The sequence below is a fragment of the Streptomyces vietnamensis genome (assembly GCF_000830005.1).
In the GTDB taxonomy this organism is placed as follows: Bacteria; Actinomycetota; Actinomycetes; order Streptomycetales; family Streptomycetaceae; genus Streptomyces; species Streptomyces vietnamensis.
Genome location: NZ_CP010407.1, coordinates 2,236,073 through 2,253,883 on the forward strand (window position 1 = coordinate 2,236,073; position 17,811 = coordinate 2,253,883).

The 17,811-nt window shown below is 74.4% G+C and carries 18 protein-coding genes; 7 read left to right on the top strand and 11 right to left on the bottom strand.

What is annotated here, in order from left to right:
- Positions 1-31: 31 nt before the first annotated feature.
- Genes SVTN_RS09830 through SVTN_RS09860 form a run of 7 tightly spaced genes read left to right on the top strand, consistent with a single transcriptional unit; the run spans position 32 to position 8,490 of the window.
- The gene (locus tag SVTN_RS09830; RefSeq protein ID WP_078908273.1) at positions 32-1,027 is read left to right on the top strand and encodes an ADP-ribosylglycohydrolase family protein; all 996 of its coding nucleotides are present in this window, start codon (positions 32-34) and stop codon (positions 1,025-1,027) included.
- Positions 1,024-2,565, top strand: coding sequence for an ADP-ribosylglycohydrolase family protein (locus SVTN_RS09835; protein ID WP_245727483.1), 1,542 nt, complete (start codon positions 1,024-1,026; stop codon positions 2,563-2,565). The genes SVTN_RS09830 and SVTN_RS09835 overlap by 4 nt, the downstream gene beginning before the upstream one ends.
- Positions 2,546-3,697 (top strand): ADP-ribosylglycohydrolase family protein, encoded by a 1,152-nt coding sequence (locus SVTN_RS09840; RefSeq protein WP_041128734.1) that lies wholly within the window; start codon positions 2,546-2,548, stop codon positions 3,695-3,697. Before SVTN_RS09835 ends, SVTN_RS09840 begins: the two co-directional genes overlap by 20 nt.
- Entirely contained in the window at positions 3,694-5,397 is a 1,704-nt protein-coding gene (locus tag SVTN_RS09845; protein ID WP_099055178.1) for an ADP-ribosylglycohydrolase family protein, read from the top strand. Before SVTN_RS09840 ends, SVTN_RS09845 begins: the two co-directional genes overlap by 4 nt.
- The gene (gene rbsK, locus SVTN_RS09850; protein ID WP_041128735.1) at positions 5,394-6,314 is read left to right on the top strand and encodes a ribokinase; all 921 of its coding nucleotides are present in this window, start codon (positions 5,394-5,396) and stop codon (positions 6,312-6,314) included. Before SVTN_RS09845 ends, rbsK begins: the two co-directional genes overlap by 4 nt.
- Positions 6,311-7,513 carry a CaiB/BaiF CoA transferase family protein gene (locus SVTN_RS09855; protein ID WP_041128736.1) on the top strand — a complete coding sequence of 401 codons (1,203 nt, stop codon included), beginning with the start codon at positions 6,311-6,313 and terminating at the stop codon, positions 7,511-7,513. The genes rbsK and SVTN_RS09855 overlap by 4 nt, the downstream gene beginning before the upstream one ends.
- Positions 7,510-8,490, top strand: coding sequence for an HpcH/HpaI aldolase/citrate lyase family protein (locus SVTN_RS09860; protein ID WP_281192308.1), 981 nt, complete (start codon positions 7,510-7,512; stop codon positions 8,488-8,490). Before SVTN_RS09855 ends, SVTN_RS09860 begins: the two co-directional genes overlap by 4 nt.
- Here SVTN_RS09860 and lgt read toward each other — a convergent pair.
- The 11 genes from lgt to hisI all read right to left on the bottom strand — a co-directional run bounded on the left by lgt (position 8,460) and on the right by hisI (position 17,756).
- Entirely contained in the window at positions 8,460-9,437 is a 978-nt protein-coding gene (gene lgt, locus SVTN_RS09865) for a prolipoprotein diacylglyceryl transferase (protein ID WP_078908274.1), read from the bottom strand. The genes SVTN_RS09860 and lgt overlap by 31 nt on opposite strands.
- An 88-nt stretch (positions 9,438-9,525) precedes the next feature.
- Entirely contained in the window at positions 9,526-10,347 is an 822-nt protein-coding gene (locus tag SVTN_RS09870) for a DsbA family protein (protein WP_041128738.1), read from the bottom strand.
- A gap of 64 nt (positions 10,348-10,411) precedes the next feature.
- Positions 10,412-11,233 carry a tryptophan synthase subunit alpha gene (gene trpA / locus SVTN_RS09875; RefSeq protein ID WP_041128739.1) on the bottom strand — a complete coding sequence of 274 codons (822 nt, stop codon included), beginning with the start codon at positions 11,231-11,233 and terminating at the stop codon, positions 10,412-10,414.
- Complete coding sequence (gene trpB, locus SVTN_RS09880) at positions 11,230-12,513, bottom strand: tryptophan synthase subunit beta (protein WP_041128740.1); 1,284 nt, start codon at positions 12,511-12,513, stop codon at positions 11,230-11,232. Before trpB ends, trpA begins: the two co-directional genes overlap by 4 nt.
- Before the next feature lie 385 nt (positions 12,514-12,898).
- A complete protein-coding gene (gene trpM / locus SVTN_RS09885) occupies positions 12,899-13,171 on the bottom strand; it encodes a tryptophan biosynthesis modulator TrpM (protein ID WP_099055179.1) in 273 nt (90 codons plus the stop codon).
- Between the two features lie 7 nt (positions 13,172-13,178).
- Positions 13,179-13,988, bottom strand: a complete 810-nt coding sequence (trpC, locus tag SVTN_RS09890; protein ID WP_041128741.1) for an indole-3-glycerol phosphate synthase TrpC — start codon at positions 13,986-13,988, stop codon at positions 13,179-13,181.
- Between the two features lie 133 nt (positions 13,989-14,121).
- Entirely contained in the window at positions 14,122-14,703 is a 582-nt protein-coding gene (locus SVTN_RS09895) for a DUF2752 domain-containing protein (protein ID WP_041133747.1), read from the bottom strand.
- Positions 14,704-14,807: 104 nt separating this feature from the next.
- A complete protein-coding gene (locus SVTN_RS09900) occupies positions 14,808-15,062 on the bottom strand; it encodes an HGxxPAAW family protein (protein ID WP_041128742.1) in 255 nt (84 codons plus the stop codon).
- Between the two features lie 158 nt (positions 15,063-15,220).
- Entirely contained in the window at positions 15,221-15,871 is a 651-nt protein-coding gene (locus SVTN_RS09905) for a TIGR02234 family membrane protein (protein WP_041128743.1), read from the bottom strand.
- Positions 15,872-15,885: 14 nt separating this feature from the next.
- Positions 15,886-17,376, bottom strand: coding sequence for an anthranilate synthase component I (locus tag SVTN_RS09910; RefSeq protein WP_041128744.1), 1,491 nt, complete (start codon positions 17,374-17,376; stop codon positions 15,886-15,888).
- Positions 17,377-17,387: 11 nt separating this feature from the next.
- Positions 17,388-17,756 (bottom strand): phosphoribosyl-AMP cyclohydrolase, encoded by a 369-nt coding sequence (gene hisI, locus SVTN_RS09915; protein WP_041128745.1) that lies wholly within the window; start codon positions 17,754-17,756, stop codon positions 17,388-17,390.
- Positions 17,757-17,811 lie beyond the last annotated feature (55 nt).

Here is a 17,811-nt window from a genome sequence, read left to right on the forward strand (position 1 = left end):
GTCGGCGCCCCCACCGAGGAAGGGGCGCGAGATGGTGAACAGCACGGCCTGCGACACGCGTGAACGGGCGAGAGGGGCGCTCCTCGGCCTCGCCGTCGGCGACGCGCTCGGCGCCCCCGCCGAGAACATGAAGCCCTCCGAGATCCGCCGCCGCTGGGGCCGCATCGAGGGCTTCGTGACGGACAGTCCGGCGGGCACGGACGACACGGAGTACGCGATCTTCTCGGGGCTGCTCCTCGCCCGGCACGGCTCGGCCCTCACCGTCCACCACGTCGAACGGGCCTGGCACCACTGGATCGCCGACCTCGACGAAGGCCCCTTCCGCGGCGCGGGCTTCTCGGAGCGCGGCACCCTGGAGAACCTCCGCCGGGGCCTGGCGGCCCCCATCTCGGCCCAGCACCGCCACGCGTGGAGCGACGGCCTCGCGATGCGCGCGGCACCCTTCGGGGTCTTCGCCGCCGGACGCCCGGCGGAGGCGGCGCGCCTCGTCGCGATCGACGGCAGCGTCAGCCACGACGGGGAGGGCATCTACGGGGGCCAGGCGGTGGCGGCGGGCGTGGCGGCGGCGATGACGGGAGCGACGGTCACCTCGGTGATCGCAGCGGCCCTGTCGGTCGTCCCCATGGACTCCTGGACGGCGCGCTCGCTGCGCCGTGCGGTCGTCGCGGCCCAGCGCGTCCAGCCGGACCCGCTCACCCGCGAACGCCAGGTCCGCTCGGCGGTCGTCATCGGCGGCTATCCCTGGACGGACCTGGCCCCGGAGGCGGTGGGCCTGGCGTTCGGCGCCTTCGCGGCGGCCCGCGGCGACTTCCGCACGGCGGTCCTGACGGCCGTCAACATGGGCCGCGACGCCGACACGACGGCAGCGGTGGCGGGCGCCCTGGCGGGCGCGGCGGGCGGCGTGGACGCGATCCCGCCCGACTGGGCCAAGGCCATCGCCCCGGTGACGGGCAGCTGCCTCCCGTCGATGCGCGGCTACCACGTCCTGGACGTGGCAGACCTCCTGACCCCGGAGGAGGCGGCATGAGCGCGGACGTGACGACGACCGCGACCGACACCGCCGGGGGCGCCGCGGGCCTCACGGACGCCGCGGGCCTCGCGGGCGCTGCGGGCGCTGCCGCCCCCGCCGTGGGCGAGGCCCTCGGGACGGACACCATTGCCGCCACCACCGCTGTGGGCAATCGTTCCGCAGGGCGAGGGGGGTCCCCCCTGCTCGAGCGAAGCCGAGAGCTTGGGGGAGGGTGGGCACAGCCCCCGATGCCGGGTTCCGGCCCCCTGCTCGGTGACCCGCGGGACCAGATGCCGCCGGTGCCGGGCACGGACGAGCTGGGCCTGGCCCCGCAGGGCCCCGTCCCGGTGCGGGCCACCGGCTCCTGGGGCGGCGGCGCCCAAGAGGTCCCGCAGCCCGACGCCCCTCGCAGGGCCGGGCGCGACGCCGTCGAGGGCCTCCTCCTCGGGCTCGCCGCAGGCGACGCCGCAGGCTGGCCCGCCGCCCGGCACCGCGCCGCCCGCATGCCCGAATGGACCCGCCGCCTCACCCGCGAACTCGACACCTTCGCCGAGCAGAACGCGACGACCACCCTCCCCGTCCCCATCGCCCTCAACCAGCCCCCGGAGCCCCTCCGTCTCGGCCCCTCCGACGACGCCGAGTGGGCGGTCTTCACCGCCGAGGCGATCCTCACCGCCGACGGCCCGGTGTTCGCCAACCTCCCCCCGGACCGCCGTCTCCGCGCCGCCGTCGACCTCGCCTGGAACGCCCTCGCCGGCCAGGTCGCCGCCGCCGCCGACCGCGCCCCCGAGGTCGAGTCGGCCGTACTGCCGCTCCGCGCCCGGATCTCGGTCCGCGCGGGCCTCGGCAACCTCGCCACCGGCCTGCGTCCGCCCGCGACGGGCCACGACAACCCGCACTTCTTCGACGACGCGGCCTGCGTCCGTGCCGCGGTCCTCGCCGTCGTCCACCCCGGCGACCCCCGCGCGGCCGCCGAACTCGCCGAGTTCGACGCCCGGTACACCCAGGACGGCGACGGCGTGCACGGCGCCCGTGCGACGGCGGCGGCCGTCGCCGCGGCCCTCGGCGGGGCGACGGTCGACGAGGCCGTCGAGGCGGCGCTCGCCGAACTCCCGCCCGTCACCGAGATCGGCCGCAACGCCCGGCACGCCGTGAAGCTGGCCCAGGCCGCCGATTCGGCCTTCGAACTGGTCCCGCTCCTGGAGCACCAGATCGTGGACCACGTCTACAGCTACGGCATCGCCGCCGCCGAGACCCTCCCGGTCGCCCTGGCCCTCGCCACCGCCGCCCGGGGCGAGATGACGGCGGCGGTACCGTCCGCCGCCTGCCTCTCCCGGGTCGCCGACTCGGCCCCGGCGCTCGCGGGCGCGCTCACCGGCGCGCTGGGCGGCGGCCGTTCGGTCCCGGCGAGCTGGCGCGAGGCGTGCAGGACGCTCGCGGGCTGCGCGCTGCCCCGGCTCGCGGGTACGGACCTGGTGGAACTCGCCGGGCTGCTCGGAGCCACGGAACCGGCCACCCCAGGTGGACAATTCCGACATGACACCCACACTGGATGACCGGATCACCGGCAGCCTCCTCGGGGCCGCCGTCGGCGACGCGCTCGGCGGCCCCGTGGAGGGCTACACCCCCGAGCAGATCCTGGAGCGCCACGGCGGCCGCGTCACCGGGATCGTCGGCCCCTGGAACGGCGGCGACTGGCGCACCGCCCGGCCCATCGCGCCGTACCACAAGGGCGACGGGCACGTCACCGACGACACCTTGATGACCCATGCGCTGATCCGGGTGTACGAGAAGGTCCGCGGCCACCTCGACGCGTACGCGGTCGCGGACCACCTCGTCCCCGAGCTCATGGGCCGTATCGTCTGGATCCCGGAGCTGGAGTCGGAGGCACTCCCCCTCCAGCGGATCTTCCTGGCCGAGAAGTGGATCGTCACCCGCCTCCACTACGGTCACGCCGACCCCCGCGAGGCCGGCAACGGCAACGTCGTCAACTGCGGTGCGGCGATGTACATGGCGCCGGTCGGCCTGGTCAACGCCGCCCACCCGGCGGCCGCGTACGCCGAGGCGATCGACCTGACGGGCGCGCACCAGTCCTCGTACGGCCGGGAGGCGGCGGGTGTCTTCGCGGCGGCGGTCGCGGCGGCCTGCGCGCCGGGCGCGACGCCGACGTCGGTGGTGGAGGAGGCCCTGTCCCTGGCGAAGGACGGGACGCGCGCGGCGATCGAGGCGGTCACCGAAGTGGCGTCCGGACAACGGGACTTCGAGTCCGCCCTCGTCCCCCTCCGCAGGGCGGTGGCCCCCTTCGACACGGTCGGCCCCGACTACCGCGCCCCCTCCCTGGGCGCCCGCCGCCCCTCCCGCCTGCACGCGATCGAGGAACTCCCGATCGCCCTCGGCATGCTCCTGGTCGGCGAGGGCGACTTCCGCCGTACGGTCCTGGGCGCGGTCAACTACGGCCGCGACTGCGACTCGATCGCCACGATGGCGGGCGCGATCGTGGGCGCGCTGCACGGCGAGTCGGCGGTCCCCCCGGAATGGGCCAAGCAGGTGGCGGAGGCGAGCCGCCTGGACCTCCACGCCCCGGCGAGAACGCTGGCCGCGGTGGCCCGCGAGATCTTCGCGGCGGACACCGCCGCCCGCCGGTCCCACGAATCGGCCTTCGCGACCCTGACGAGCGCGGGCCGATGACCCTCCGCGTGACCTGGGTCCAACCGGAGGACCTGGTGGGCCACGAACTCCGCCAGGCGTCGGAGGACGGCCGCGACGCGAGGGCCTTGGCGGCCCGCTGGACGGCAGCGGGCGGCCCGCCGTCCCCGGAGACGGCCGGCGCGTCCCCGGTCCCCCGCCCGGACCTCCGCCCCCTGGCGGAAGAACTCCTGGACACCCTGACGTCCCTCCCGTCCCCCCTGTCGGCCCACGAGCCCACCGACCTCCCCTCGATCCAGGCTTTGACGGCCCCCCACACCGCCCCTCCCCCAAACTCTGGCGAGACCGGGCGCTCCGCCCCCGAACCCCCGCCCGCCCCCGCGCGGGCCCGCATCAAGGCGGGCGGCGCCCCCGCCCGTTGGGGGCCCGCGCCCGCGCTGGGCGGCGCCCCCGTCCACCCCCGTGTGGGCAATCGTCCCGCAGGGCGGGACGGGTGGGCACACGGGACGGCGCCCCCAGCCGGGCCCAGGCTCCCGGGCCTGGACCCGCACCCCAGCAGCGGCGCACCGGCAGTGCGGGTCCAGGCGCGGGAGCCTCTGGCGCCGGCAGGGCGCGGGTCCGTTGTGCCCACCCGTTCCGCCCCAGCGGAACGACTGCCCACAACGGTCCGGTCCGGCGAGGGCGCCGCCCTCCGGGACCGGCTGCACGCCGCCTGGCTGGGACGGGCCGTCGGGTGCCTGCTCGGCAAGCCCGTCGAGAAGCTCCCCCTCCCCGCCATCCGCGCCCTCGCCCGCGCCGCCGGCAACTGGCCCCTCGCCACCTGGTTCACCGCCCGCGGCGTCCCGCCGGAGCTGCTCGCCGCCCATCCCTGGAACCGTCGTTCCGCCGCCACCTCCCTCGCCGAGAACATCGACGGCATGCCCGAGGACGACGACCTCAACTACCCCCTCCTCAACCTGCTGCTCCTCCAGCGGTACGGCCGCGACTTCACCACCGCCGACGTCGCCCGCCTCTGGCTCGACGAGCTCCCCGCCGGCCGCACCTTCACGGCCGAGCGCGTCGCCTACCGCAACCTCCTCGACGGCGTCGAACCCCCGCTGACCGCCGTCCGCCGCAACCCCTTCCGCGAGTGGATCGGCGCCCAGATCCGGGCCGACGTCCACGGCTGGACCCATCCGGGCGACCCGGTGGCCGCCGCCGCGCAGGCGTACCGGGACGCGGTGCTCACGCACACCGCCAACGGCGTCTACGGCGCCATGTTCGTCGCCGCCGTCCTCGCCGCCGCGGCGACCGGGGCGGCGGACGTCCATCAGTCCCTCGCCGCCGGTCTCGGCGTGGTCCCGCCGCGCTCGCGCCTCGCGGAGGCCGTTCGGCGGGGCATCGCGTACGCCACCACGGAGCCCGACTTCGACACCGTCGTCGACCGCCTGCACGCCGAACTCGGCGGGTACCACTGGGTGCATGCCGTCCCCAACGCCGCCCTGCTCGCCGCCGCCCTCACCCACGCCGACGGCGACTTCTCGCGCTCCGTCTGCGCGGCGGTCTCGGGCGGCTGGGACACCGACTCCAACGGCGCCACCGCCGGTTCGGTCGCCGGGCTGCTCGCCGGGCACCCGGACCGGCTGCCCGAGCGCTGGACCTCCCCCCTCAAGAACCGTCTGGCGACCTCGGTGCCGTCCTTCGACGGCATCGGCTTCGACACCCTGGCCGAACTGACACACACGGAGGCAGTACGCCCATGACCAGCATCGTCGTGCTCGGCAGCACGAACATGGATCTCGTCGTCTACGTGCCGCGGGCCCCCGCCCTCGGCGAGACGGTCACCGGCCGCTCCTTCCGTACGGTCCCCGGCGGCAAGGGCGCCAACCAGGCCGTCGCCGCCGCCCGCGCGGGCGGCGAGGTGGCGATGATCGGCGCGGTCGGCGCCGACGGCTTCGGGACACAGCTACGCGCCACCCTGGAGCACTGCGCGGTGGACACCGATCTGCTGCGTACCTCCGAGGGCCCCTCCGGCACCGCCCATGTCGTCGTCGACGACGAGGGCGGCAACGCGATCGTCGTCGTCCCCGGCGCCAACGGCACCGTCACCTCCCTCACCCACGGCGACGAGGCCCTCATCGGCACCGCCGACACCCTGCTCCTCCAGCTCGAACTCCCCCTCTCCGTCGTCGTCGAGGGCGCCGTCACCGCCCGCCGGCTCGGTGTCCGCACGGTCCTCACCCCCGCCCCCACGCAAGCCCTCCCGCCGGAACTGCTCGCCGCCACCGATCTGTTGGTGCCCAACGAGCACGAGGCCGCCGCGCTCACCGGACTCACCGACCCGCGCGAAGCCGCTCAGGCCCTGCTGCGGGACGTCCCCGAGGTGGTCGTCACCCTGGGCGCGGCCGGCAGCCTGTACGCGGTGCGCGGCGCCGAACCGGTCGCCGTCCCCGCGCCCCGGGTCCGGGCCGTGGACACCACGGGAGCGGGCGACACCTTCGTCGGCGCCCTCGCGGTCGCCCTCGGCGAGGGCCGTCCCGCCCCGGAGGCGCTCGCCTGGGCGCAGACGGCCGCCGCGCTCTCCGTCCGGCGCGAGGGCGCGTCGACCTCGATGCCGTACCGCGTCGAGATCGAGGCCGCCTTCCGCTCCCCCGACTCGCTGGAGGCGAACGCCGTATGACCACCGAGACGTCCACGGCGCCCCTGCACGGGCTGCGCGTCCTGGATCTCGCGACCCTCTTCGCCGGCCCGCTCGCGGCCATGATGCTGGGCGACTTCGGCGCCGACGTCGTCAAGGTCGAGCATCCCCGCAAGCCGGATCCGTCCCGTGGCCACGGCCCCGCCAAGGACGGCATCGGCCTGTGGTGGAAGGTCCTCGGCCGGAACAAGCGGGCGATCACCCTCGACCTGTCCTCGCCGGGCGGCCGCGACACGCTGCTCGCGCTCGCCGCCGACGCGGACGTGATCGTGGAGAACTTCCGCCCGGGCACCCTGGAGCGCTGGGGTCTGGGCTGGGAGGAGCTGTCGACCGTCAACCCGCGTCTGGTGCTGACCCGGGTCACCGGCTTCGGCCAGTTCGGCCCGTACGCCCACCGCCCCGGCTTCGGCACCCTCGCCGAGGCGATGAGCGGCTTCGCCGCGATCACCGGCGAACCGGACGGCCCGCCGACCCTGCCGCCCTTCGGCCTCGCCGACTCGATCGCCGCCCTCGCCACGGCGTACGCGGTGATGACCGCGCTCACCGCGAGGACGGCGACCGGCCGCGGCCAGGTCGTCGACATGGCGATCATCGAACCGATGCTCTCCGTCATCGGACCCCACCCCCTCTGGTACGACCAGCTCGGTTACGTCCAGCCCCGGACCGGCAACCGCTCCCGCAACAACGCCCCGCGCAACACCTACCGGACCGCCGACGGCTCCTGGGTCGCCGTCTCCACCTCCGCCCAGTCGATCGCCGAGCGGGTGCTGCGGCTCGTCGGCCGCCCGGAGCTGATCGACGAGCCGTGGTTCGCCGACGGCACGGGCCGGGCCGAGCACGCGGACGTCCTCGACGAGGCGGTCGGCTCGTGGATCGCCCGCCACACCCGCGACGAGGCGATGGCGGCCTTCGAGAAGGCGGAGGCGGCCATCGCCCCCGTCTACGACGTCCGGGACGTCGTCGCCGACCCGCAGTACCAGGCGCTCCGCACCGTGACCGAGGTGCAGGACCCCGAACTCGGCCCGATCAAGATGCAGAACGTCCTCTTCCGCCTCTCCGAGACCCCCGGCGCCATCCGCTGGTCCGGCCGCCCGCACGGCGCCGACACCACCGCCGTCCTCTCCGAACTCGGCCTCACCCCCGCCGAGATCGACGCCCTCCGCGAGCAAGGAGCGGTATGAGCCCCCTCAGCGGCCCCGACGAGGGGAAACGGACGGGCGCGGGCCCGCAGCCGGGTGCCGGGGGCGCCCCCGCACACCCCCTCGCGCCCCTCACCTGGCTGTACGCCCCCGGCGACCGCCCCGACGTCGTGTGCAAGGCCATGTCCTCCGGCGCCGACGTCGTGATCGTCGATCTGGAGGACGCGGTCGCCCCTGACCGCAAGGCGTACGCCCTCGACGCCACGGCCGATCTCCTCGCGGACGTCCACCCCGTCCCGGTGCACGTCCGCGTCCACACCCCGCGCGACATCCCCACCCTGGCCCCCCTCCCCGGCCTCTGCGGTCTCCGTGTACCCAAGGTGACACACGCCACTGACATCCACCGGATCGCCCGGCTCGCCCCGGGCCTCGCGCTCTATCCGCTCCTGGAGAGCGCCCTCGCCGTGGAGCACGCCTACGCCATCGCCGCCGCCCATCCCTCCGTGCGCGGCATCGCCCTCGGCGAGGCCGATCTCCGCGCCGACCTGGGGGTACGGGAGGACAGCGGCCTCGACTGGCCGCGCGGGCGGGTGGTGGTCGCGGCCCGCGCGGCCGCCCTCCCCCCGCCGGCCCAGTCCGTCCATCCGGACATCCGCGACCTGGACGCGCTGGCCGCCGGCTGCGCCCGGGGCCGGTCCATGGGCTTCTTCGGCCGGGCGGCCATCCACCCCCGCCAGCTCCCGGTCATCGAGCGCGCCTATCTCCCCACCCCCGCGGAGGTCGACGCGGCCCGTGAGGTCGTCGCGGCGGCCGCGACCGAGCGGGGCGCCCTCGCCCTCCCGGACGGCCGCTTCGTCGACGCGGCGGTGGTGGAGGGCGCCCACCGGGTCCTCGCCCTCGCGGCCCGCGCCGGCTGCCCCGTACCCCCGCATGCGAAAGGGCCGCCGGAACCTCTCGGTCCCGGCGGCCCTCGTGATGTCCGTGCCGGTCAGCTCTTGGCGGCCGACCCGGCGCCGTGATCGGCGCCGTTGCCTTCGGTTTCCTTGTCCTCGTCCCCGGGCCCGTCGGTCTTGTCCTCGACGGCGTCCGCGGCCTCGGCGTCGGCGGCCTCCGCGCCCTCGGCGCCGTCCGCCTTCTCGGCGGCCTTCTCCGCGGCCCTCGGCTCCACGATCTCCTCACGGCCCGGCCGGAAGCGGGGCGAGACGATCAGGTAGATCACGGCCGCCAGGCCGACGAAGATCGCGGTCCACACGTTGAGCCGGAGGCCCATGATGTGGTGCGCCTCGTCGACGCGCAGCGCCTCCGTCCAGACGCGGCCCGAGCAGTACGCGGCGACGTACAGGGCGAACGCCCGCCCGTGGCCGAGCTTGAAGCGGCGGTCGGCCCAGATGACCAGGAAGCCGACGGCGACGTTCCACAGCGACTCGTACAGGAAGGTCGGGTGGTAGAGGCCGGCCTCGCGGTTGGGGCCCTCGGTGATCTTCAGCGCCCACGGCACGTCGGTCGGCTTGCCGTAGAGCTCCTGGTTGAACCAGTTGCCCCAGCGGCCGATGGCCTGGGCGAAGGCGATTCCGGGGGCGATGACGTCCGCGTACACGGGCAGGGAGATCCCGCGCCGACGGCAGCCGATCCAGGCGCCCACCGCGCCGAGCGCGATGGCGCCCCAGATGCCGAGGCCGCCCTCCCAGATCTTGAAGGCGTCGACCCAGTTCTCACCCTCGCTGAAGTACAGCTGGTAGTCGGTGATCACGTGGTAGAGGCGTCCGCCGACGAGGCCGAAGGGCACCGCCCAGACGGCGATGTCGGCCACGGTGCCGGCTGTGCCGCCCCGGGCGATCCAGCGCTTGTTGCCGAGCCAGACGGCGACGAAGACACCGATGATGATGCAGAAGGCATAGCCGCGCAGCGGGATCGGTCCGAGGTGGATCACGCCGGTCGACGGGCTGGGAATGTAGGCAAGGTCCATGGCAGGACCGACGCTACCCTGCCGGGCGGGCGGGACGGCAGCCCACCCGGCAACTTCTGGGTAACCAATCCTCCGAATATGCTGCCGGCTAACCCGCCGACGGGGAGGCGGTGCCCGCCTTCTTGCCCTTGTTGGCCTCGGCGACCCACTTCTTCAGGTTGTCCGGGGAGATCTGCTCGTTCCCCTTGGTCGGGAAGATCGATTCTCCGTTGAGGAGGACGGACGGGGTGCCGCGGAAGCCGCCGTTCTGGAAGGCCTCGTTCGACTTCTTCACCCAGCTGTCGTGCGTGCCGTCGTTCACACAGCTGCGGAAGGCCGGCGTGTCGAGCCCGGGCACCTTCGCGGCCAGCTCGATCAGCTTGGCGTTCTTCCCGTAGGCGTCGTCCGTCTCGGGCGGCTGGTTGATGTAGAGCGTGTCGTGGTACGCGGTGAACTTCCCCGCGTCCTGGGCGCACGCGGCCGCGTTCGCCGCGCGCAGCGAGCCGCTGCCGCCCATGTTCCCGTCGATGAGGGTGGCGAGGTGGTAGTCGACCTTGAGCGCGCCGGAGGCCTCGAGCTCGTGGATCGAGTCCCGCATGACGTTCTCGAACTGGGCGCACGCCGGGCAGCGGAAGTCCTCCCAGACCGCGAGCGTCGAGGGGGCGTCCGCCTTGCCCGTGGGGATGGCGGGCTTGGCGTCCTCGTCGGTCGCTCCGGTCGGCGCGACCACCGGTCCCGCCTTGTCGGATCCGCTGTTCTTGTCGCCGCCCGCGGCGATCACGCCGACGACCGCGGCCAGGCCGAGGACACCGACCACCGCCGCCGACACGATCAGGACGCGCCGCTGCTTCTCGCGGGCCTTGTCGCGCTCGCGCTGCTCCTTGAGCCGCTCCCGGGCACTGTGCGGACCGTTCCGCTTGTTCTCGCTCACGCCCCTGGCAACGAACCGGGGAGGCACATCCGCGCCTCCCCGGTCCCAGATCCACCCGAATGGGCTACGAAACGCGGCGGACGCCCTCGGCGAGTTCGGCCGCCAGTTCCCTTACGGCGATGAGCCCGGCCGCCTCGTCGCCGTCGGCGTCGAGGATGCGCTGCACGAAGGCGGAGCCGACGATGACGCCGTCGGCGAAGCCGGCGACCTCACGCGCCTGCGTGGCGTTGGAGACGCCGAGCCCGACGCACACGGGGAACTCGGAGGTCGCACGGGTGCGGCGGACCAGGTCCGCGGCCTGCTCGCCGACCGACTCGCGGGTGCCGGTGACACCCATGAGCGAGGCGGCGTAGACGAAGCCGGAGCCGGCGGCCGTGATGGTGGCGAGGCGCTCGTCCTTGCTGCTGGGCGCGACGACGAAGACGGTCGCGAGACCGTGCTTGTCGGCGTGCTCGCGCCAGACCGCGGACTCCTGGACCGGCAGGTCGGGCAGGATGCAGCCCGCGCCGCCGGCCTCGGCGAGCTCCTCGGTGAAGCGCTCGATGCCGTACCGGTCGATCGGGTTCCAGTACGTCATGACGAGGACCGGCTTGCCGGTGGCCTCGTGGGCCTCGCGGACCGTCCGCATGACGTCGGCGATCTTCACGCCGCCGCGCAGCGCGATGTCGTCGGCGGTCTGGATGACCGGGCCGTCGAGGACCGGGTCGCTGTGCGGAAGCCCGACCTCGACGACGTCGGCGCCGCCGTCGAAGACGGCCTTGATCGCGGCGATGCCGCCGTCGACGGTCGGGAAGCCGGCCGGCAGGTACGCGATGAGCGCGGCCCGGTTCTCGGCCTTGGCCTTGGCGAGGGTGTCGCCGAGCAGCTGGATGTTTCCGGTGGTCACTTGGCGTCCCCCTCGATCTCTGCGATGTCGGCGGCGTTCGCGGCCACCTCGGCGTCGGCTTCGTACAGGCCGAAATAGCGAGCGGCGGTGTCCATGTCCTTGTCGCCGCGCCCGGAGAGGTTCACGAGGAGCAGGGCGTCCTTGCCGAGCTCCTTGCCGACCTCCAGGGCCCCGGCGAGGGCGTGCGCCGACTCGATGGCCGGGATGATGCCCTCGGTACGGGAGAGCAGCCGCAGCGCCTGCATGGCGGCGTCGTCGGTGACGGCCCGGTACTCGCCGCGCCCGCTGTCCTTGAGGTACGCGTGCTCGGGGCCGATGCCGGGGTAGTCGAGTCCGGCGGAGATCGAGTACGGCTCGGTGATCTGCCCCTCCTCGTCCTGGAGGACGTAGGAGCGGGAGCCGTGGAGGATGCCGGGCTCGCCGGCGGTGAGGGTGGCCGCGTGCTCGCCGGTCTCGACGCCGTGGCCGGCCGGCTCGCAGCCGATCAGGCGCACGCCCGCGTCCGGGACGAAGGCGTGGAAGAGGCCGATGGCGTTGGAGCCGCCGCCGACGCAGGCGATGGCCGCGTCGGGCAGGCGCCCGGCGCGCTCCAGGAGCTGGCGGCGGGCCTCGACGCCGATGACCCGGTGGAAGTCGCGGACCATGGCGGGGAAGGGGTGCGGGCCCGCGACGGTGCCGAACAGGTAGTGCGTCCGGTCCACATTGGCGACCCAGTCGCGGAAGGCCTCGTTGATGGCGTCCTTGAGGGTGCGGCTGCCGGACTTCACGGCCACGACCTCGGCGCCGAGCATCCGCATCCGGGCCACGTTGAGGGCCTGGCGCTGGGTGTCGACCTCGCCCATGTAGATGGTGCAGTCGAGGCCGAAGAGGGCGCAGGCGGTGGCCGTGGCCACGCCGTGCTGGCCGGCGCCGGTCTCGGCGATGACCCGCGTCTTGCCCATGCGCTTGGTCAGGAGGGCCTGCCCGAGCACGTTGTTGATCTTGTGCGAGCCGGTGTGGTTGAGGTCCTCGCGCTTGAGGAAGATCCGGGCACCACCGGCGTGCTCGGCGAACCGGGGCACCTCCGTGAGGGCGCTCGGGCGGCCGGTGTAGTTGACCATCAGGTCGTTGAGCTCGCGGGCGAACTCGGGGTCGGCCTTGGCCTTCTCGTACTCGACGGCGACCTCGTCGACGGCGGCGACGAGGGCCTCCGGGATGAACTTGCCGCCGTAGGCACCGAAGTAGCCCTCGGGGCTGGGGACCTGGCCTTCCAGGTCCGGGATGAAGAACTCGCTGGACATGCGGATGCTCCTCGCGGGGCGGGTGTGCCCCGGGATACGTGGGGTTGATGGTCACGGTATGCGCGCGACCGGTCACGTTTACGGCAACGCCGCACCCTGCCCCGTGTGGGCAATCGTCCCGCAGGGCGGGACGGGTGGGCACACGGGACGGCGCCCCCAGCCGGGCCCAGGCTCCCGCGCCTGGACCCGCACCGACCGCGCGGCGCGCTCCCGGTGCGGGTTCAGGCGCGGGGAGCTCGGGCGCCGCTATGGGCGCCGTCCGTTGTGCCCACCCGTTCCGCCCCAGCGGAACGACTGCCCACAACGGGGGTGGGCGGGTGGGTACACAACGATTGCCCGCACTGCGGTGGGCCGAAGGGCCAGGGCTGGAGGGCTGGGCGTTGCTCTACGTGAAGGTGCGCGCGAGGCGCCGGCGCCATCGCATGCCGTTGACCTGGCCCGGCTCCGAGCCGATGACGTACCGCACCCGGCGGCCGTGGACACGGCGGGCGGGCGCGCGGCAGCCGCGCGGACGGCAGCCCCTGGCCAGGGGGGCGTGCTTGGAGACGGGGGCGGCGGCGGTACGGAGCCGGCCGCGACGGCCCGAGGCGTCCGCGGGCACGACCGGGCCGCCCGGGGCGGAGCCCAGGGCGGTCGGCGTGGCGCGGCGGACGGTCACGGCTCGGTCAGCTCCGGCCGTGACGGAGGGCCGGGTGGGCGCCGGCGGCGACGAGGTCGGCGACGGCGGCCTTCGGGTCGCGGCCGGTGACGAGGGACTCGCCGACGAGGACCGCGTCGGCGCCCGCGTTGGCGTAGGCGATGAGGTCGTGCGGGCCGCGGACGCCGGACTCGGCGACCTTGACGATGTGCGCGGGGATCTCGGGGGCGACGCGCTCGAAGGTGGAGCGGTCGACCTTGAGGGTCTTGAGGTCGCGCGCGTTGACGCCGATGATGCGGGCGCCCGCGTCGACGGCGCGCTCGACCTCCTCCTCGTCGTGGACCTCGACCAGCGGGGTGAGACCGATGGACTCGGCACGCTCGATGAGGGAGACCAGCGCCTCCTGCTCCAGGGCGGCGACGATGAGGAGCGCGAGGTCCGCTCCGTACGCCCGCGCCTCCCAGAGCTGGTACGCGGTGACGATGAAGTCCTTGCGCAGCACGGGGATGTCGACCCGGGCGCGGACGGCCTCCAGGTCGGCGAGCGAGCCGCCGAAGCGGCGCTGCTCGGTGAGGACGGAGATGACGGCGGCGCCGCCCGCCTCGTAGTCCGCGGCGAGACCGGCCGGGTCGGCGATCGCGGCGAGCGCGCCCTTGGACGGGCTGGAGCGCTTGACCTCGCAGATCACCTTGACGCCGTCCCCGCGCAGTGCGGCGACGCCGTCCTTGGCCTGCGGCGCCTTGGCGGCGCGCTCCTTGAGCTCGTCGAGGGTGACCCGCGCCTGTCGCTCTGCGAGGTCGGCGCGTACGCCTTCGATGATCTCGTCGAGCACACTCACGCGAGGGGCCCCCTTCCGGGACGGTGACGGTGATGAAGAACCAGGTTCAGCCACTTCGATCCTATCCGCAGGACGGCCCCGGACTCGCATCGGCCCGAGCGGCGTCCCACCTGCTGGGACTCCCGACGGGCGCTCAGGGGGCCAGGGCTGCGCCGAAGGGAAGGTTCCGGACCAGGGTGAAGAGGGCGAGGACGGCCCCGATCCCCCACCACCAGACCGGGGAGACCGCGAGGCGCATGGGCACCCCGCGGACGGCGCGAATCAGCCAGACGACCATGACGACGGCGAAGATCCCGTAGCCGACGACGGCGAGGGCGTTGGAGCCGAGGGCGGCCGGGAGGTCGCCGTGGGCGACGGCGTGGGCGCTGCGGAGTCCGCCGCAGCCGGGGCAGTAGACGCCGGTGAAGCGGAGGAGCGGGCAGACGGGGTAGTGCCCGGGTTCGTTGGGGTCGACGGTCCCGACGTAGGCGAACGCGGCGGCGACCCCGGCGAGGATGCCGACCGGCACGGACAGCCGCCGCACGAGCGACCGCGGTGGCTGCTGCGGCGGTGCCGGTGCGTAAGCCCCGGCCCAGGACGCGTGCCCGGCCCGTACGTACGCCCCCGGCGCGGCGGCGCCCGGCAGGACGCCAGGGCCCGGTGCGGTGTCCGCGGTCGGCGGTGTGGCGTTCGGGTGGGCGGGTTCACCCGGGTGGGTGAGGGAATCGTCGGTCACGGCTCCGGCCGTCGGCTGCGCGTCCACCCGGTGATTCTCGCCCCTCACGCGCGAGGGCGCAGCCCGGCACGGCCGGACTGCGCCCTCGGATGCGTCGTGCCGCGTCAGACGCGGGCCTTCGCGGTCTCGGTCGCGGCCTCGCGGGCGGCGACGACGGCCTCCGACTCCTTCGGCATGCCGAGGCCCGCCACCTTCATCGCGCCGCCGATGATGCCGCCGAGGAAGATGACGCCCACGCCGGCCCAGAAACCGGCCACGTTGGCGGCCACCATGAAGACGCCGGCGATGCAGAAGCCGATGAAGGAGATGATGACACCGGTCCAGGCGGCCGGGGTGTGTCCGTGGGCGCTGCCCGCCATGAGTTGCTCCTCGTTGCAGTTGCTCGATGGTGAGGTCTCGCGTGCGCGGACACTCGGCGCTCATTGTCCCGCACGCGGGCGCGCGAGGATGAATCGGGGGTGCCCGGACGATCACGCGTCGCGAACGGGACCCCGGCACGCGTCGCGGACGGAACCGGTCATCCGCCCTGGGTGGGGTCCTCGCCGCGGTCCAGGGCCTTCCACAGGTCCTCGGGCCGGTCCGGGTCGGTCGTGGGGGCCTTGCGGCCGGTGCGCGGGGTGCCGGAGCGCTCGTAGCGGCCGCCCATCGCCGGCCAGTTCTTGCCGAAGCGGAGGGCGAAGAGGCCGGCGAGCAGGATGAGGGCGGCGCCCGCGGCGGTCACGTACGGCCAGATGGTGTGGGTGAGGCCGGCGACGGCGGCGGCGGTGTCGCCGCTGATCCGGGCGGCCTCGGCGTCGAGCGCGGCGCTGTCGGAGGCGCCGAGGACCGCGGCGAGCGCGGCGCCCGCGCCGCTGAGCGCGAGGAGCGCGGCGACGAGGGTGCGGCCGGTGCGGCGGACGGCGAAGACGGCGAAGAGCGCGGCGAGGCCGACGATCGCGAGGGCGGTCGGCACGCCGGTGACGGCACTGCCGGCGGCCTCGACGGGGACGCTGCCGCCGCCGACGGACGCGGTGCCCTCGGCCCAGATCTGGCCGGCGGAGAGCAGGACGACGGTGGCGCCGAGGGCGCCGAGGAGGAGGGCCGTCGCCAGGCTGCGGCGGCCGCCGGTGGGGACGGCCGCGCGGGCGGCCCGGGGCTGGGGTACGGGTACGGCACTCACGTACCCCACTATCCCCTACGTGCTCAGTCGCCGTTCATCCGGTTGGCGGTGTGGACGGCGCGGAGTACGGCCGCGGCCTTGTTGCGGCACTCGTTGTCCTCGGCGACCGGGTCGGAGTCGGCGACGACACCGGCTCCGGCCTGCACGTACGCCGTTCCGTCGCGGAGCAGAGCGGTGCGGATGGCGATGGCGGTGTCGGCGTCCCCGGCGAAGTCGAGATAACCGACACATCCGCCGTAGAGGCCGCGCCGGGAGGGTTCGAGCTCCTCGATGATCTGCATGGCGCGGGGCTTGGGCGCGCCGGAGAGCGTGCCGGCGGGGAAGCAGGCGGTGAGGACGTCGAAGGCGGTGCGGCCGTCGGCGACCTCGCCGGTGACGGTGGAGACGATGTGCATGACGTGCGAGTAGCGCTCGATCGACATGAAGTCGACGACCTCCACCGAGCCGGGCGTGCAGACGCGGCCGAGGTCGTTGCGGCCGAGGTCGACGAGCATGAGGTGCTCGGCGCGCTCCTTGGGGTCGGCGAGCAGTTCCTCGGCGAGGTCGTGGTCCTCCTGCGGGGTGGCGCCGCGGTGCCGGGTGCCGGCGATGGGGTGGAGCATCGCCCGCCCGTCCTCGACCTTGACGAGGGCCTCGGGCGAGGAGCCGACGACGTCGAAGCCGTTCTCGAAGCGGAAGAGGTACATGTACGGGGACGGGTTGGTGGCCCGCAGGACCCGGTACACGTCGAGCGCGGAGGCGGTGCAGCGGGTCTCGAAGCGCTGCGAGGGCACGACCTGGAAGGCCTCGCCGGCGCGGATGCGCTCCTTGATGTCCTCGACGGCGTCCTGGTAGGCCGTGCCGCCCCAGAGGGCGGAGAACTCGGGCAGCTCGGAGGGCGGGAGGGCGGCGGGGACGGTCGCGACCGGGCGGGCCAGGTCGGCCTCCATGGCGTCGAGGCGGGCGACGGCGTGCGCGTACGCCTCGTCGATGCCGGTCTCCAGGTCGTTGTGGTTGATCGCGTTGGCGATCAGCAGGACCGAGCCGTCCCAGTGGTCGAGGACCGCGAGGTCGCTGGTGAGGAGCATGGTCAGCTCGGGGAGCTTCAGGTCGTCGCGGGTGGAGTCCCCGATCTTCTCCAGGCGGCGGACGATGTCGTAGCCGAGGTAGCCGACCATGCCGCCGGTGAACGGGGGCATCCCGGACGCGAGGTCGCGGGGGGTGTGGAGGGTCTCGACGGTGGCGCGCAGGGCGGCGAGCGGGTCGCCGTCGACGGGGACGCCGACGGGCGGGGTGCCCAGCCAGTGCGCCTGCCCGTCCTTGACCGTCAGGGTGGCGTCGCTGCGGACTCCGATGAAGGAGTAGCGGGACCAGCTGCGGCCGTTCTCCGCGGATTCGAGGAGGAAGGTGCCGGGGCGTTCGGCGGCGAGCTTGCGGTAGAGCCCGACCGGGGTGTCGCCGTCCGCGAGGAGCCTGCGGCTGACGGGGATGACGCGGCGGTCGGCCGCCAGCTTGCGGAAGGTCTCGAGATCCATGGCACCGGACCTTACTGGGAGACGGGGAGCACGTCGGTGTCGAAGCAGGTGCGGGTGCCGGTGTGGCAGGCGGCTCCGACCTGGTCGACCTTGACGAGGAGGGTGTCGGCGTCGCAGTCGAGGGCGACGGACTTGACGTGCTGGACGTGCCCGGAGGTGTCGCCCTTGACCCAGTACTCGTTCCGGCTGCGGGACCAGTAGGTGCAGCGGCCGGTGGTGAGGGTGCGGTGGAGGGCCTCGTCGTCCATCCAGCCGAGCATCAGCACCTCACCGGTGTCGTACTGCTGGGCGATGGCGGGGACGAGCCCGTCGGCGCTGCGCTTGAGGCGGGCGGCGATGGCCGGGTCGAGGTCGCTGGGGGTCCGGGGCGTGCTGGTCATGGCGCCATTGTGCCGCGATCCGGAGCGGTGTCCGGCGGGGCGTCCACTGGGCGGA